Annotated in this window: 16 protein-coding genes and 1 pseudogene; 9 read left to right on the top strand and 8 right to left on the bottom strand. The window is 69.4% G+C overall.

What is annotated here, in order from left to right; translation table 11 throughout:
• Positions 1 to 46: 46 nt before the first annotated feature.
• Positions 47 to 976, bottom strand: coding sequence for a DMT family transporter (locus C5B99_RS17825; protein ID WP_258063548.1), 930 nt, complete (start codon positions 974 to 976; stop codon positions 47 to 49).
• A gap of 83 nt (positions 977 to 1,059) precedes the next feature.
• Between C5B99_RS17825 and C5B99_RS17820 the strand changes: the two genes are divergently transcribed.
• The 3 genes from C5B99_RS17820 to C5B99_RS17810 all read left to right on the top strand — a co-directional run bounded on the left by C5B99_RS17820 (position 1,060) and on the right by C5B99_RS17810 (position 3,127).
• Entirely contained in the window at positions 1,060 to 1,806 is a 747-nt protein-coding gene (locus tag C5B99_RS17820; RefSeq protein ID WP_104244579.1) for a DUF429 domain-containing protein, read from the top strand.
• A gap of 73 nt (positions 1,807 to 1,879) precedes the next feature.
• Positions 1,880 to 2,644: a class I SAM-dependent methyltransferase gene (locus C5B99_RS17815; protein ID WP_104244577.1), complete on the top strand. Its 765-nt coding sequence runs from the start codon at positions 1,880 to 1,882 to the stop codon at positions 2,642 to 2,644.
• Positions 2,645 to 2,689: 45 nt separating this feature from the next.
• Positions 2,690 to 3,127, top strand: a complete 438-nt coding sequence (locus tag C5B99_RS17810; protein WP_104244657.1) for a VOC family protein — start codon at positions 2,690 to 2,692, stop codon at positions 3,125 to 3,127.
• An 18-nt stretch (positions 3,128 to 3,145) separates the two neighbouring features.
• On the opposite strand, the gene C5B99_RS17805 is transcribed toward C5B99_RS17810, so the two are convergent.
• Complete coding sequence (locus C5B99_RS17805) at positions 3,146 to 3,997, bottom strand: SDR family oxidoreductase (protein ID WP_104244575.1); 852 nt, start codon at positions 3,995 to 3,997, stop codon at positions 3,146 to 3,148.
• Positions 3,994 to 4,365, bottom strand: a complete 372-nt coding sequence (locus C5B99_RS17800) for a helix-turn-helix domain-containing protein (RefSeq protein WP_104244573.1) — start codon at positions 4,363 to 4,365, stop codon at positions 3,994 to 3,996. The genes C5B99_RS17805 and C5B99_RS17800 overlap by 4 nt, the downstream gene beginning before the upstream one ends.
• Positions 4,366 to 4,544: 179 nt before the next feature.
• Here C5B99_RS17800 and C5B99_RS17795 point away from each other — a divergent pair, with 179 nt between their 5' ends.
• Positions 4,545 to 5,189 carry an NAD(P)-dependent oxidoreductase gene (locus C5B99_RS17795; RefSeq protein ID WP_104244571.1) on the top strand — a complete coding sequence of 215 codons (645 nt, stop codon included), beginning with the start codon at positions 4,545 to 4,547 and terminating at the stop codon, positions 5,187 to 5,189.
• Positions 5,190 to 5,358: 169 nt separating this feature from the next.
• Here C5B99_RS17795 and C5B99_RS17790 read toward each other — a convergent pair whose 3' ends face one another.
• From C5B99_RS17790 to C5B99_RS17780, 3 genes are all read right to left on the bottom strand, one after another.
• The gene (locus C5B99_RS17790; protein WP_104244569.1) at positions 5,359 to 6,384 is read right to left on the bottom strand and encodes an NAD(P)-dependent alcohol dehydrogenase; all 1,026 of its coding nucleotides are present in this window, start codon (positions 6,382 to 6,384) and stop codon (positions 5,359 to 5,361) included.
• 131 nt (positions 6,385 to 6,515) lie between these two features.
• Entirely contained in the window at positions 6,516 to 7,178 is a 663-nt protein-coding gene (locus C5B99_RS17785) for a GAP family protein (RefSeq protein ID WP_104244567.1), read from the bottom strand.
• A 235-nt stretch (positions 7,179 to 7,413) separates the two neighbouring features.
• Positions 7,414 to 8,745 (bottom strand): aspartate aminotransferase family protein, encoded by a 1,332-nt coding sequence (locus tag C5B99_RS17780; protein WP_219819548.1) that lies wholly within the window; start codon positions 8,743 to 8,745, stop codon positions 7,414 to 7,416.
• Positions 8,746 to 8,980: 235 nt separating this feature from the next.
• On the opposite strand from C5B99_RS17780, the gene C5B99_RS17775 reads away from it, so the two are divergent.
• The 3 genes from C5B99_RS17775 (at position 8,981) to C5B99_RS17765 (ending at position 11,916) form a co-directional block, all read left to right on the top strand.
• Positions 8,981 to 10,030 carry a phosphotransferase enzyme family protein gene (locus tag C5B99_RS17775; protein ID WP_181065054.1) on the top strand — a complete coding sequence of 350 codons (1,050 nt, stop codon included), beginning with the start codon at positions 8,981 to 8,983 and terminating at the stop codon, positions 10,028 to 10,030.
• A 157-nt stretch (positions 10,031 to 10,187) separates the two neighbouring features.
• The gene (locus C5B99_RS17770; RefSeq protein WP_104244563.1) at positions 10,188 to 11,441 is read left to right on the top strand and encodes an ammonium transporter; all 1,254 of its coding nucleotides are present in this window, start codon (positions 10,188 to 10,190) and stop codon (positions 11,439 to 11,441) included.
• 136 nt (positions 11,442 to 11,577) lie between these two features.
• On the top strand, positions 11,578 to 11,916 hold the full coding sequence (locus tag C5B99_RS17765) for a P-II family nitrogen regulator (protein ID WP_104244561.1): 339 nt from the start codon (positions 11,578 to 11,580) through the stop codon (positions 11,914 to 11,916).
• A gap of 106 nt (positions 11,917 to 12,022) precedes the next feature.
• Here the strand turns inward: C5B99_RS17765 and C5B99_RS17760 are convergent, their stop codons facing one another.
• Positions 12,023 to 12,490, bottom strand: coding sequence for a GNAT family N-acetyltransferase (locus tag C5B99_RS17760; protein ID WP_219819676.1), 468 nt, complete (start codon positions 12,488 to 12,490; stop codon positions 12,023 to 12,025).
• Between the two features lie 97 nt (positions 12,491 to 12,587).
• On the opposite strand from C5B99_RS17760, the gene C5B99_RS17755 reads away from it, so the two are divergent.
• On the top strand, positions 12,588 to 13,508 hold the full coding sequence (locus C5B99_RS17755; RefSeq protein WP_104244557.1) for a LysR family transcriptional regulator: 921 nt from the start codon (positions 12,588 to 12,590) through the stop codon (positions 13,506 to 13,508).
• A gap of 22 nt (positions 13,509 to 13,530) precedes the next feature.
• Here the strand turns inward: C5B99_RS17755 and C5B99_RS17750 are convergent, their stop codons facing one another.
• On the bottom strand, positions 13,531 to 13,821 hold the full coding sequence (locus C5B99_RS17750; protein ID WP_146082052.1) for a CGNR zinc finger domain-containing protein: 291 nt from the start codon (positions 13,819 to 13,821) through the stop codon (positions 13,531 to 13,533).
• A 2-nt stretch (positions 13,822 to 13,823) separates the two neighbouring features.
• Between C5B99_RS17750 and C5B99_RS17745 the strand changes: the two are divergent.
• Positions 13,824 to 13,934: pseudogene (locus tag C5B99_RS17745) on the top strand (P-II family nitrogen regulator); the annotation flags it as partial.

The raw sequence follows: 13,934 nt of genomic DNA, 5'->3' as shown, positions 1-13,934 counted from the left end.
ACGCCCGCGCTCGTCAGCTACCCGGTTCGTTGCGACACAGGCGGATTCAAGCCGCCCGCCGGAACGCCTGCGCGTTCGCGACGACGACTCCGACGATGACGATCGCCCCGCCCACAAGCTGCCCGATCGTGAACGGCTGTCCTGCCAGCAGGGTGAACGCGACCGTGAACACGGTGATCAGGTTCAGGAACACCCCTGCTCGGGCCGCCGGGATGACGGCGAGCGCGCGGTTCCAGAGCAGGTAGGACAGCACCGACGGGAACACTGCGATGAGCAGCAGCGACGTGAGCGCTTCCGCTGAGACCGGGAGCTGCGGGCCGCCCGTCGCGAGGGTGACCGGCGCGACGAGGAGCACGGTGATGACCGCCTGGATCGACGTCGAGGTGATCGGGGGCAGCGGCGGCGATCGGCGGCCGATGATCGTGTAGGCCGTCCAGATGCCGACGGCGCCGAACATGAGCAGCTGTCCGATCCCGAACCCCGCCTCCAGGAACGCACCGACGTCGCCGCCGCTCACAACGACGAACACGCCGACGAGGGCGATCACGACACCCCAGACGCCGGTGCTGGTGAGGCGCTGGTTCAGGAAGACCGCGGCGGCAACCGCGATCACCGCCGGGTTGAACGCGTTGATGAGGGATGCGCTGAAGGCATCGCTGTACTGCAGGGCGGCGTAGAGCGTCAGGTTGTAGCCGACGAGCCCCGTGCAGCTGAGGGCGAGCAGCCACGGCCAAGCACCGAGCACCTCCCGCCACTTCGGACGCTCAACGAAGTGCGCGATCGCGAGCAGCGGCACGGCGGCGAGCGTCCAACGCCACAGCACGAGGCTGAGCGGGTCCAAGGTCTTGAGCACTGCCTCGCCGACGATGTAGTTGCTCGCCCAGAACAGGGTCGCCCCGAGCAGCGACAGCACTGCGATCACCAGCGAGCGACGAGCGGATGCGTCCTGCGCCGCACCCAACGAGCCCACACTCACGAGCACCCTCCCTGACCCGGGCAGCGGAACGCGGCTCGACCACGTCAGCCTAGCCAGGCGGCTCGCCCGCTAGCGTTGGCGGCATGAGAACCGTTGGCGTTGACCTGGCCGCCGAGCCCACCCGGACGGCGCTCGCCGCCATCGAGTGGGGAGCGGATACGGCCCGCGTGGCCGAGCTGCGGCTCGGCATCCACGACGCGGACATCGTCGACCTGTCGGTGGATGCGACGAGCATCGGCATCGACTGCGCGTTCGGCTGGCCCATCGAGTTCGTCGAGTTCGTGACGGCGCACGCAGGACGGGCGACGGGGGCGCGCACGCACTCCGGCATCGACCTGCGTCGGCGTCTCGCCTACCGAAACACGGACCGGGTCGTGCGCGAGCGCACGGGGCGGTGGCCGCTGAGCGTATCCACGGACCGGCTCGGCATGACGGCCATCCACTGCGCCGAGCTGCTCGAGGCGTTCGAATCGACCGGCGAGGAGGTCGACCGCTCCGGCGGCGGACGCTTCGCCGAGGTCTACCCCGCCGCAGCCCTGCGCGCCTGGGGGCTGCTCACTCCCGGGTACAAGACCAAGCCGGAGGCGCGCGTCCTGGCGGCGGCGGCACTGCTGGATGCGCTCCCCTGGCTCGAGACGACCGACGAGCAGCGCCTGCTCCTCGGCCGCTCCGACGACGCCCTCGATGCACTCGCCGCATCCCTCAACGCGCGCGCCCACGCGCTCGGCAAGACGCTGCCCGTCGCACCAGACCTGCTCGACGCAGCGAAGGTGGAAGGCTGGGTCGCCCTGCCGACCTGCTCCATCGCCGAGCTGGCGCCCCACACCTAACGCCTGACCCCTGACGCCTGACGCCAGCCGGAACCGCCGCCGAGCGCTCAGCCACCGCGCCTAGCATCAGCGCATGACTCGAGCTGCGCGCAACTGGTTCACCGAGGGCGGGCGGGCCTACGCCGACTTCCGCCCGAGCTACCCCTCGACGCTGGCCGCTGAGCTGGCCGAGCTCACGCCGAGCACGGCCCTCGCCCTCGACGTGGGCTGCGGGAACGGCCAGTTCACGACCACCCTCGGCGACGTCTTCGAGGAGGTCATCGGCCTCGACCCGAGCGAGGAGCAGATCGCCAACGCCGCGCCGCATCCGCGCGTCGAGTACGTGCAGGCGCCCGCCGAATCGCTGCCGAGCAGCATCCACGACGGCTCCGCCAGCCTGGTCAGCGTCGCCCAGGCCGCGCACTGGTTCGACCTGCCCAAGTTCTACGACGAGGTCACCCGAGTGAGCGCCGACGGCGGCATCCTCGCACTCCTCTGCTACGGCATCCTCCACATCGACGATCCGGCGATCGACGAACGCGCCCAGCGCTTCTACGCCGACGACCTCGACGCCTACTGGCCGCCGACACGGCGCCTCGTCGAACGCGAGTACCGCGACCTCCCCTTCCCGTTCGAGGAGCTCGAGTTCCGCGCCCCCAGCATCGAGAAGAACCTCACGCTGGATGCGCTGCTCGGCTACTTCTCGACCTGGTCGGCCGTCCGCGCCGCCCGCGAGGCCGGCCAGGAGCATCTCCTCGAAGCCGTCGGCCGTGACCTCGCCGAGCTCTGGGGCGACCCCTCGACCGAGCGGCGGACGACCTGGCCAATCGGCGGTCGGGTCGGGCGAGTGAACCGGTAGCGCAGGCCCCGCATCCGCTCGGCAAAGCTGAGTAGCATGCCGACCATGCCCATCAGACTCGAGAATGTCGGCATCGCCGTCCGTGACCTCGAAGCGACCATCGCCTTCTTCACCGACCTCGGCCTGACCGTGCTCGGCCGCGACGAGGTGAGCGGCGAGTGGGCGTCCACGGCCGTCGACGTCGACGGGAACCACGCGAAGATCGCCGTGCTGCAGACACCGGACGGACACGGACAACTCGAGCTCTTCGAGTACCTCAACCCAGAGGCCATCGAGACCGAGCCGACGCTGCCCAACGAGATCGGCATGCACCGCGTGGCGTTCTCCGTCGACGACCTCGACGCCTCGCTCGCGATCGCCGCCAGGCACGGCTGCCTTCCGCTTCGCGGCGTCGCGAACTACCAGGACGTGTACAGGCTCACCTACCTGCGCGGGCCGAGCGGCATCATCGTGATGCTCGCCCAGGACCTCACGAAGAGCTGAGCAGAAGCCGAAGCGCGGCTACCGGCCGGCCAGGTACTCGGCGAACGAGACGGGGGCCCTGCCCGTGACCCGTTCGACGTCGACCGAGACCCTCGACAGCTCACCGCTCGCGATCGCCGTATACGTGCTCACCCAGGCATCGTTCTGCCAAGGCGGTGCGCCCCACTTCGCCCGCGACTCGTACGCCTCCTCGAGCGTTTCGTCGTGGAACGTGACGGCGGTGCCGCTGGCGAGCGCGATCGCGTCCGCGATCTCGGCCGCACTGAGGGCCTCAGGTCCCGTCAGGTCGTACGTCGCACCCTGGTGCGCATCCGGCGCGAGCAGCACGCTCGATGCGACTGCGGCGACGTCGGCGCGGCTCACGATCGACACACGTCCGTCTCCCGCGGGGCCGCGCAGCACGCCGTCGTCGCCGACGAACATGGGCATGACGTCCATGTAGAAGTTGTCGCGCAGGAACGTCCACGCCATCCCCGACGCCTTGAGGTGCTCCTCCGTCGCGAAGTGGTCTCGCGCCAGCGTGAACGTCGAGTCCGGCGATGCCCCGAAGAACGATGTGTAGACGACGTGCTCGACCCCGGCGTCTGCCGCCGCGTCGATGAACGCGCGGTGCTCGTCGAGCCGTGTCTCGCTCTCGGACGCCGACACCATGAAGAGCGTGCGCACGCCGCGCAGGGCGGCCGTCGATGCGGCGCGATCCGCGTAGCTGAAGGGCGCGACGACGCAGCCGGGCAGCTGGGGCGCCTTCGCCGGCGTGCGCGCGAGGAGGAGCTGCGGTGCTCCCGCATCCGCGAGCTGCCTGGCGACGCGTCCGCCGACAGCGCCCGTGCTGCCGGTCACCGCGATGCGATCGACGCGTGATTCGCTCATGCCGCCCTGCTCTCGTCGTACCGGAGCTGGGCATCCCCGACGTCGGACATGTGCTCGGCAGCCCAGTCGGTGAGGATGCGGAGCGGACCGAGCAGGCTGCGGCCGACCTCCGTCAGCTCGTAGTCGACACGGGGCGGCACCTGCGGGAAGACGGTGCGCGTGACGAGGCCATCGCGTTCGAGGCCGCGGAGCGTCTGGGTGAGCATCTTCTGCGAGACGCCATCGACGGCCGCCTGGATCTCCGAGAATCGCTTCGGCCCGTCGTGCAGCGTGCCGACGACCAGCACCGTCCAGCGATCGCCGATCCGATCCAGCAGTCGCCGCGACGGGCAGTCACGGACGTACGGGTCCCACAGCGGCTCGGACATGGTCCACCCTTCCTCGGAGTATCCACAGGTTACCCAGTCACCAGCGGAGACTCAAGAGGTGCGCAAAGGGCACTTCGCGGTAACCGACTCCCCGCAAAGTGCCTTCTTCCCCTCCCCGCAGTCGGTCTCCTACGGTGACCTTCGGCGGCTGAAACGGCCGCCGCGACGAAAGGACCATCATGGCCAAGATCACCATCCTCGGCGGGACCGGATACGCCGGCAGCCACCTCGTCCGGGCGGCAGCCGCCGCTGGCCACGAGGTCACCTCGTTCAGCCGTTCGCGTCCCGCAGAGCCGATCGAGGGCGTCTCCTACGTCAACGGCAGCGTGCTCGAGGACGGCACGCTGGAGCACGCGATCGACGGCGCGGAGGTCGTCGTCTCCGCACTGGCACCCCGCGGCGAACTCGAGGGACGCACCCGGGGACTCCTCGCGAAGGCCGCCGAGCTCGCGGCTTCGAAGGGGGTGCGCTTCGGTGTCATCGGCGGCGCCGGCTCGCTGTTCGTCGCCGAGGGCGGCCCGAGGCTCTTCGACACGGAGGGCTTCCCGGATGCGGTGAAGCCCGAGGCCTCCGAGATGGCGGGCGTGCTCGACGACCTGCGCGCATCCGCCCCCGAGCTCGACTGGTTCTACGTGAGCCCTGCCGCCGCGTTCGGCGCCTGGGCGCCGGGCGAGGCGACCGGCGAGTACCGCATCGGCGGCGACGTGCTCCTCACCGACGCGAACGGCGACTCGAACATCTCCGGTGCCGACTTCGCGACGGCGATCGTCGCCGAGATCAACACCCCCACCCACCGCCGCGCCCGCTTCGGCGTCGCGTACTGACTGACGGTACCGCCAGCCTCACCCTGCTTGCAGCACTCCTCATCCAGTCGCAGACCTGGGGGTTGCGCATGCTCGTTGCTCAGCAAGCATGCGCAAACCCCAGGTCTCCGGGAGGTGCGACAGCCAGGCAGGCAGACTGACCGGCGGGCCGGTGACCGTCAGACGAGGACTACGGGACGATGACCGCGCGACCGCGGATCTCGCCAGCGTGCAGCTTCTCGTAGGCGGTGGTTGCCTCGTCGAGGGAGAACTGCTCGACGTGGATGTTGATGGCCCCGCGCTTCGCGAGCTCGACGACCTCCATGAGCTCCGTCCTGGAGCCCCAGTTGATGGCGCGGCCGGTGACGTCGAGCGGCACCGTCGTCTGACCGATCGGCACCGCGCCGCTCGCGACGCCGACGACCACGACGGATCCGGCGGCCGCGACCATCTTCGCGGACAGGTCAGCCGTCGGCTGGATGCCGACGAAGTCGAAGACCACCGTCGCGCCCAGGCCGCGGGTGAGGTCCTTGACTGCGGGGACGGCATCCGGGTTGGACAGGAACGTGTGGTCCGCGCCGACGGTGCGGGCCAGCTCGAGCTGCGGCTCGCCGACATCGAGCACGACGACCGTCGCCGCGGAGAGCGCCTTGAGCAGCTGGATGGCGACGTGGCCGAGACCGCCGGACCCGATGACCACCGCAGTCGAGCCGGGGACGAGCTTCGGGAGCGCCGACTTCACGGCGCGGTACGGGGTGAGGCCGGCGTCGGTGAGCGACACGTTCTTGACCGGGTCGAGGTCGCCGATCGGCACCAGGTGCCTGGCATCGTCGACGATCATGTACTCGGCCATGCCGCCGTCGCTGAAGATGCCAGGTGCGCGCATCCCCTTCTCGCAGTTCTGCTCGGCTCCGCTTGCGCAGTGGTAGCACCGGCCGCATCCCCACGGCCCGTAGACGATGACCGATTCGCCGATCTCGACGTCGTGGACGCCGCTGCCGATCGCCTCGACGACGCCCGCGACCTCGTGGCCGAGCGTGAGCGGGAGCGGCTTGAAGTAGTACTCCTCCTCGGAGGCACCCATGATGAACTCGTCCGAGTGGCAGGCTCCAGCGGCCGTCACCTTGAGCAGGATCTCGCCGGCGGCAGGCGTCGGGGTGTCGATCTCGACGAGTTCTGGGCGCGAGCCGATCGCGCGGTACTGCAGTGCTTTCATGGCGCTGCCTCTCTCCGGGCGGAGGGACAGCCCGGCGTCATCGGGCGACGCAAAGCGCCGCGAACCCGGAAGTGGGGTTCCGTTCGATGCTACGCCTCGCTATGTGCCGAGTCAGCGACCGCGCGTGAGTTTCAGACGAAGAACAGCGCGACCGCGAAGCAGCCAGCCGCGAGCGCGAAGTGCAGCGTCGCCATCTTGCGGCTCGCCTTCACCTCCCCGGTCGTGAGACGCGCGTAGACCTCGCGGAAGCGCTCCCGGGGGCGATCCTTGAACAGGACTCCGAGCACAAGCGCGATCGCGGTCGGCACCGCGTAGATCACCGTGTAGGCCGCGAGCGCCGCAACCGCCGTCGGGGCGGAGACCTCGGCGTCGATGAGGCGCTCCACGGCAAAGAACATCGGGAACGCGTTCGGCAGATCCGCGACCGTCGCGACGACCCCGAGCGGAAACGCGGTGGCCGGATTCACCCAGCGCAGCAGCGGGTAGCCGCGGCGCTCGTGAGTTCGGAAGCGCCGCACCCCGAAGACGACGAACAGGATCCCGAAGCCGAGGAAGATGATGCGGCGCATCCACGTGGCGAGGTCGTCGACGAGCGTCCCGGCGAAGCTCGCCCCGAAGTACACGAGCATCGTCAGCCCGAAGAAGGCGACCGCTGCGCCCGCCGCGTAGACCCAGCCCGTCGGGACCGGTCGCTGAACGGTGAGCAGGATGAGGATGACAACCGCGATCGTCGACAGGTTGAGCGAGTCGATGACGGCGAGGCCGATGAGCGCGGCGACCAGACCGCCGCTCACCCCTCGCTCCCCCGCATGCCGTGGACTCTACCGGGCGGGCCGTCCGCTGACTCGCCTCGTCGGCCGCGATGCCCGCCGCGCCTGACCAACTTCAGTGCTCATTCGGCTGAAAACGCTCCTCAAAGCCGGCCAGGCCCTGGATGAGCACTGAAGTTGGTCAGGCGGCCCGGGGTAGGGCAGATCGGGGGCTGGCAGCGGCGACCGCAGTCCGAGTCCACGATCGCGCGCCCTCGCCTCAGCGCACCGGCACGTCCGCGAGCGCCGCGGCGAGCGCATCCGTGAACCGGTCGATGTCGTGTTCCTGGAACGACAGGGGCGGCCGAACCTTGAGCACGTTGTTGCTGGGACCTGCCGTCGAGGTGAGCACGCGGTGCTCGCGCAGCGCGTTGACGAGCGCGAGCGCTGTCACCCCGTCGGCTTCCTTGCTGGATGCGTCGGAGACGATCTCGACGCCCGTGAACTGCCCGGCGCCGCGGACGTCGCCGATGCGCGCGTCCCCCACCGAGCGGATCGCGGCGCGCAGCTGGTCGCCGACGCTCGCCGCACGTTCCGGCAGCCCTTCGTCGCGCAGCACATCGAGCACCGCCTGCGCGGCGGAGATCGCGACCGGGTTCCCGCCGAACGTGTTGAAGTACGGGATGTTCGTGGCGAAGGGCTCGAGCACCTCGGGGCGCGCGGCCATGCCGGAGACGGGGATGCCGTTGCCCATGGGCTTCCCCATGGTGACGATGTCGGGCACGATGTCATGCCTCGCGAAGCCCCACATGCGGGGTCCGAGGCGACCGAAGCCCGGCTGCACCTCGTCGGCGATCCACACGCCGCCGGCCTCGTGCACGGCGTCGAACGCCGGCTTGAGGAAACCGCTCGGGTCGGCGGCGACGCCATCGGACGAGAAGACGGAGTCGGCGAGGAAGGCCGAGAACTTCACCCCGTGCCTGGCGAGGTCGGCGATGGCCGCGCGGATGTCGGCGGCGAGCTTCTCGCCGACGAGCTCGGGGGCGGTTCGGTAGGTATCCGGCCCTGGCACGGTGCGCACCTCGAGCCCGAGCGTCTGCCCGCTGCCGAGCGCCGGGGAGACGCCCGAGGTCAGTCCAGAGGTGCCGTGGTACGCCTCGCTCGTGACGATGACGCCGCTGCCGCCGGTGTACGCGGCGGCGACGCGCAGGGCGAGGTCGTTCGCCTCCGACCCCGTGCACTGGTACATGACCTGCCCGATCTCCGCCGGCATCGTCGAGAGCAGGTCCTCCGTGTAGTCGAGGATCGCCTCGTGCAGGTAGCGGGTGTGGGTGTTGAGGGTGCCGGCCTGCGCCGCCATCGCCGCCACGACCCGCGGATGCGCGTGGCCGAGGCTCGCGACGTTGTTGTACATGTCGAGGTACTCGACGCCGTCGTTGTCGTAGAGGTACGTGCCGCTGCCCCGAACGAGGTGGACGGGGTTCGAGTAGAAGAGCCGGTAGGAGGGTCCGAGGAGCCGTGTTCGCCGCTCGACCATGGCCTCGGTCTCGGCCGCCGCTGAGGACTCCCCCACCCGGTAGCTGTTGCCGTCCATGATCGTCGATCTGCTCACGTGACGTGTCCTCTCCCGCGGGCGCACTTCGCCCGGTCGGCGCTTCGATCCTGTCCGGCCCAGTCGAGCGCACTGTTTCCTCCTGGTAAATCGTGTGTAACGAGTGCCCGTACATCGCTCATCTTCAGCGAATCAGCACCTAGACATGGATCACCCCGCACTCAGCCGGCACACACCAGAGCCGCCGCGAGCCGTGCATCCGCTGCACGAATCGCCCCAGCCCGAGGAGACGACCATGATCGAGGCAACGCTCAAGCAACCCGTCTCGGGGCTGCGCGTCTTCGACGCCCTCGTCAAGGGGGAATCGGCTCCCGCCTGGCTGCACGACGGGATGCTCGCAGCCTTCGGACTCCCGCCCGAGGCCGCGACGAAGCTCATCTCCGTCTCCGAGAACGCGTCGTACCTCGTCGAGCTGGCAGGCCAGCCGATCGGCGTCGTTCGCCTGCAGCAGCCCGGCTACCAGGAGGGTGAGGGCCAGCTCCGCTCGGAGATGCTGTGGGTCGAGGCGATCCGCGACTCGGGATGCGCGGAGGTCCCGTCTCCCATCCCGGGCGCCGACGGACAGGTGACGCAGAGCATCCCGTCGCCCGACGGGATGGCCCTCAAGGCGGTGTACTTCGAGCATGTTCGCGGCTCGATCCTGCAGGACGTCGAGGACGCGACGCCGTGGTTCACGGAGCTCGGGCAGATCACGGCCCGCCTCCACGACCACGCGCGCAGCTGGCGGCGACCGGCGGGGTTCGACCGGTTCACGTGGGGTCTCCCCGACCTCCTCGGCTCGACCGCGAGGTGGGGCGACTGGCGCCGCGCCTCGCTGACGCCGGCGCAGCTCGATCAGCTGGAGCGCGCCGAGATGTCGGCCCTCAGCCTCGTGCAGGCCGCGCCAGCTGGCTGGCAGGACTGGGGGCTCGTGCACTCCGACCTGCGCCCCACGAACGTGATCCGGGACGGCGAGCGGCTGATCGTCATTGACTTCGACGACTCCGGCTTCAGCTGGTTCCTCTACGACTTCGCGTCCGCGCTCACCTTCCAGGAGCACAAGCCCGAGGCACGCGTCATGGCCCGCAACTGGATCGATGGGTATCGATCCGAGGGACGACTGACGGATGCGCAGCTCGAGCTCGGCTGCGCCCTCTCCATGGTGCGCACGCTCACGATGCTCGGCTGGAGCACGACCCACCGAGATGAGGCGCTCCCGCCGGACCTGCAGGGCGGTGGCGTCATCGACGCCGCACTGTTCACCGCCGACCGATTCCTGACCTCCCCGACCTGGCTCATCGACTGACCCTCGCGGCTGTGGTCCGCTGACCGCCGCCGCGCACCCGAGGCCCAAAGCCCCACCATGAGCGCGGCGCGCCCGCGAGCCGCCCGCTCCCCAGACTGCTCCACCCGTGCATCCCGCACGCCATCTCCCTCCATGACCCCAACACAAGGAGCCATGTATGCCCGCTGCCGATCTCGCCTGGATGCTCGCCGCATTCGGACTCGTCCTCCTGATGTTCCCCGGAATCTCGTTCTTCTACGGAGGAATGCTCAACAGCAAGAACATGCTCAACATGGCCATGATGGTCTTCGGCTCGATGGCCGTGGTCGCCGTCATCTACGTGCTGTTCGTGCACGGGATGGTGCTCGGAAACTCGGTGGGGGGCGCCGGAATCATCGGTGACCCGCTCGCGTTCGTCGGCATGGAGTCGTTCATGACGGACTCGTCCGAGGGCGACATCATCACCGTCGACGCCTACTGGGGTGCCTTCTACATCCTGTTCGCCGCGATCAGCATCGCGATCGTCGCATCCGGTGCGGCTGGGCGCATGAAGTACTGGGCGTGGCTGGTCTTCGCCGCACTGTGGACGATCCTCGTCTACGCGCCCCTCGCCCACTGGGTCTTCGCGTTCACGAGCGACGACGGCGAGACGGTCGGCGGGTGGATGCGCAACGTCCTCGGCCTGCACGACTACGCGGGTGGCACGGCGGTGCACATGAACGCCGGAGCTTCGGCTGTGGCCCTCGCCCTCGTGCTCGGCCGCCGCAAGAACACGGAGCTCCGCCCGCACAACATGCCGCTCGTCCTTCTCGGCGCCGGCCTCCTCTTCTTCGGCTGGATCGGCTTCAACGGCGGAACGGCCGCAGGCGCGAACTTCCTCGCCGGCTACGTGGTGCTCACGACGACCCTGTCCGCGCTGACCGGCGCGTTGGGCTACCTGCTCATCGAGCGCATCCGCGACAAGCACGCCACGACGCTCGGCATGGCGACGGGCATGATCTCGGGCCTCGTCGGCATCACCCCGGCAGCGGACGCCGTCACCCCGCTCGGCGCGCTGGCCCTCGGCTTCATCACGGGCGCCGTGGTGGCGCTCTGCATCAGCTGGAAGAACCGTGCCAAGGTCGACGACGCGCTCGACGCGTTCTCGGTTCACGGCATCGGCGGCATCGTCGGGGCCCTGTTCGTGGTGTTCCTCGGCGCGGCCGCGGCACCGGCTGGCATCGCGGGCCTCTTCTTCGGCGGAGACCCGAGCCTCCTGTGGCGTGAGCTCGTCGCCATCGTCGTCACGTGCGTCTACGCGTTCGTCGTCACGTACCTGATCGCGTGGGTCATGAACAAGATCGTGCCGATCCGCGTGCCCGACGAGGTGGAGTCAGTTGGTCTCGACCGCGGCATCCACGCCGAGAGCGCCTACGAGTTCGAGGCACGTTGACCATGATGGAGACAGGCCGCTCCGGTGTGCTCGGCAGGTCCGAGTTCACCCCGCGCGATCAGAACACGCAGTCGACGCGCGACCCCCACGACCAGAACGCACAGACAACGCCAGCACAGAAGAGGAGCGCACGCCGATGAAGCTCGTGACCGCAGTGATCCAGCCGACGAAGGTCGACGATGTGAAGGATGCTCTCGAGGCCGCAGGCTTCACGGGCCTCACGATTACCGAGGTGGAGGGGCACGGCCACCAGAAGGGCCTCACCGAGTTCTACCGGGGGCAGGCCGTGAAGGTCTCGTTCCGCGCCAAGACACGTGTCGAGGTGCTGGTCGCCGACGAGACGCTCGAGAAGGCTCTTGACGTCGTGGTCGAGGCGGCCCGCACCGGCAACGTCGGCGACGGGAAGGTGTGGGTGACGGATGTCAGCCACGTCGTCCGCGTGCGCACGGGCGAGTCGGGCCCCGCGGCCGTGTAGTCCGCGCACCGTGTAGCTCACGCCATCGCGGCGCCCCAGATCGTTGTGGCCCGTTGCTGTTCCCGGCACTGGGAGCAGCAACGGGCCACAACTTTGCGCGCTGGTGTCAGCCGAGTTCGAGCCGCATGAAGGTGTCTGCCCGCGCGTAGTAGTCGTCCACGGGCAGCTGCTCCCGGGTGATGCGCGTGAACCCTGCCGCCTCGTAGAGGTGCAGCGCGGCCCGGAGACTCGAGTGAGAGCCGAGGAAGACCAGGCGACCGCCGAGCTGCGGGGCACGCTCGATCGCCGCCGCGATCAGGCGCCGGCCCACTCCCGAGCCCTGAGCCTCCGGCGACACGCCCATCTTCGCGAGCTCGAACACCCCTTCTCTGTGCGGAAGGAGCGCGACGCAGCCGACGACTCCGCCGGAGACCGCGCGCGCGAGCAGCACGTCGCCGCCCGGCTCCACGATCTGCCCGAGAGGATCGTCGAGCAGCCTGCGATCGTCGGTCGTCACGCTGAAGAGGCGCGAGATCCAGGCTTCGCTGATCTCCCGGAAGGCTGCGGCGTCGTCAGCGGAAACGAGTGAGGTCACGGTGATGTGGGTCTGAAGCTCTGGCATTCCCCCAGAGTGCCGCTCACACACCAAGAGGTCCAATACTGGTTGCACGCGTGATCAATAAGCTTGAGGTATGGATTCCCGGGTTGAATTGCGCCACCTCCGCTACTTCCTCGCGCTTGCCGAAGAGCTGCACTTCGGCCGCGCCGCCGCCCGCCTCCACATCGCGCAGCCCGCGCTCTCGCAGCAGATTCGCCAGCTCGAAGAGCTGATGGGCGTCACGCTCTTCGCGCGCACGTCCCGCTCCGTCGAGCTGACGGAAGCTGGGAGCGGGTTTCGTCCGAGAGCACAGGGGCTGCTCGCCTTGCTCGCCTCCGACGTGGATGAGGCGCGTCGCGTCGCGCGCGGCGAGTCAGGACGCATCGACATCTCGTTCATCTCGTCCGGGGCTGGCATCGTGAGCACGATCCTGCACCACTTCACACGCAGCCGCCCGAACGTGCTCGTCGAGCTCCACGAGGGCCCCACCACGGCGGTGCTGGACCGCCTGGAGCGCGGTACAGCCGACGTCGGGATCGTGCGCGACGCAGACGAACACGCGGGCCTCACGGTCTCGACCCTCTTCGCAGAGCCCTTCGTTGCCGTCCTCCCGGCCAGCCACGCACTGGCCGGAGCCGCAGCGGTGACTGCGACCCAGCTCGCGTCGTCTCCACTTGTGCTCTTCCCCCAGGCCTCCGGGTCGCGCGCCCATTCCCTCACCCTGCAGCCTTTCCGCGAGGCAGGCATCGAACCATGGCTCGGCCTCAGCGGCTCGGAGTGGGGCACCATCTTCCACCTCGTCGCGGCGGGACTGGGCGTCGCAGTCTCCCCTGCCAGCGCGGCCGCACCCCTGCCGCGCGGAGCTGTCGCGGTCCCGCTCGCCTCGACTGGGGCCGTCAGCCTGGTCCAGCTCGCGCACAGGGCCAGCGATGCGAACCCACTGGTGCGCGCATTCAGCGCGACAGCCGCGGAGGTGAGGGCGGCGACCACGCCGCAAGTCACGGCGACTGCATGACCATCGCGCTCGACGCTCCGCGTCAGAGCTCCGGGTGCTCGCGGCGGCGAGCTCGGTAGGCCGCGACGGCAGACCGATTCGCGCACCGCGTCGAGCAGAATCGCTTGGTGCGGTTGCGGGTGAGATCGACGACGACACCCTCGCAGCGATCGGCATCGCAGGTGCCGAGACGCCTCATCTCGTCGGCTCGGATGAGATCGACAACCGCGAGCACCGTCTCGACCATGATGCGCTCAGCGAGAGGCCGGTCGGCGTCAACCGCGTGGAGGTGCCAGTCGTGCCAGCCCTGGCCGTCAGTGCTGGCGTAGCGCACAAGAGAAGGCTCTGGACGTCGTGGTCGAGGCGGCCCGCACCGGCAACGTCGGCGACGGGAAGGTGTGGGTGACGGATGTCAGCCACGTCGTCCGCGTGCGCACGGGCGAGTCG

The sequence above is a fragment of the Pseudoclavibacter sp. Z016 genome, from assembly GCF_002931215.1.
Taxonomy (GTDB): Bacteria; Actinomycetota; Actinomycetes; order Actinomycetales; family Microbacteriaceae; genus Pseudoclavibacter.
Note: the sequence above shows the minus strand (reverse complement) of the source record. Positions and strands in the feature narration are given on the sequence as shown.

Bases quoted from the DNA above. Each gene is read 5' to 3' on its own strand.
- C5B99_RS17820 (WP_104244579.1), top strand. From the start codon at position 1,060: ATGAGAACCGTTGGCGTTGACCTGGCCGCCGAGCCCACCCGGACGGCG.
- C5B99_RS17815 (WP_104244577.1), top strand. From the start codon at position 1,880: ATGACTCGAGCTGCGCGCAACTGGTTCACCGAGGGCGGGCGGGCCTAC.
- C5B99_RS17810 (WP_104244657.1), top strand. From the start codon at position 2,690: ATGCCCATCAGACTCGAGAATGTCGGCATCGCCGTCCGTGACCTCGAA.
- C5B99_RS17805 (WP_104244575.1), bottom strand. From the start codon at position 3,997: ATGAGCGAATCACGCGTCGATCGCATCGCGGTGACCGGCAGCACGGGC.
- C5B99_RS17800 (WP_104244573.1), bottom strand. From the start codon at position 4,365: ATGTCCGAGCCGCTGTGGGACCCGTACGTCCGTGACTGCCCGTCGCGG.
- C5B99_RS17795 (WP_104244571.1), top strand. From the start codon at position 4,545: ATGGCCAAGATCACCATCCTCGGCGGGACCGGATACGCCGGCAGCCAC.
- C5B99_RS17790 (WP_104244569.1), bottom strand. From the start codon at position 6,384: ATGAAAGCACTGCAGTACCGCGCGATCGGCTCGCGCCCAGAACTCGTC.
- C5B99_RS17775 (WP_181065054.1), top strand. From the start codon at position 8,981: ATGATCGAGGCAACGCTCAAGCAACCCGTCTCGGGGCTGCGCGTCTTC.
- C5B99_RS17770 (WP_104244563.1), top strand. From the start codon at position 10,188: ATGCCCGCTGCCGATCTCGCCTGGATGCTCGCCGCATTCGGACTCGTC.
- C5B99_RS17765 (WP_104244561.1), top strand. From the start codon at position 11,578: ATGAAGCTCGTGACCGCAGTGATCCAGCCGACGAAGGTCGACGATGTG.
- C5B99_RS17755 (WP_104244557.1), top strand. From the start codon at position 12,588: ATGGATTCCCGGGTTGAATTGCGCCACCTCCGCTACTTCCTCGCGCTT.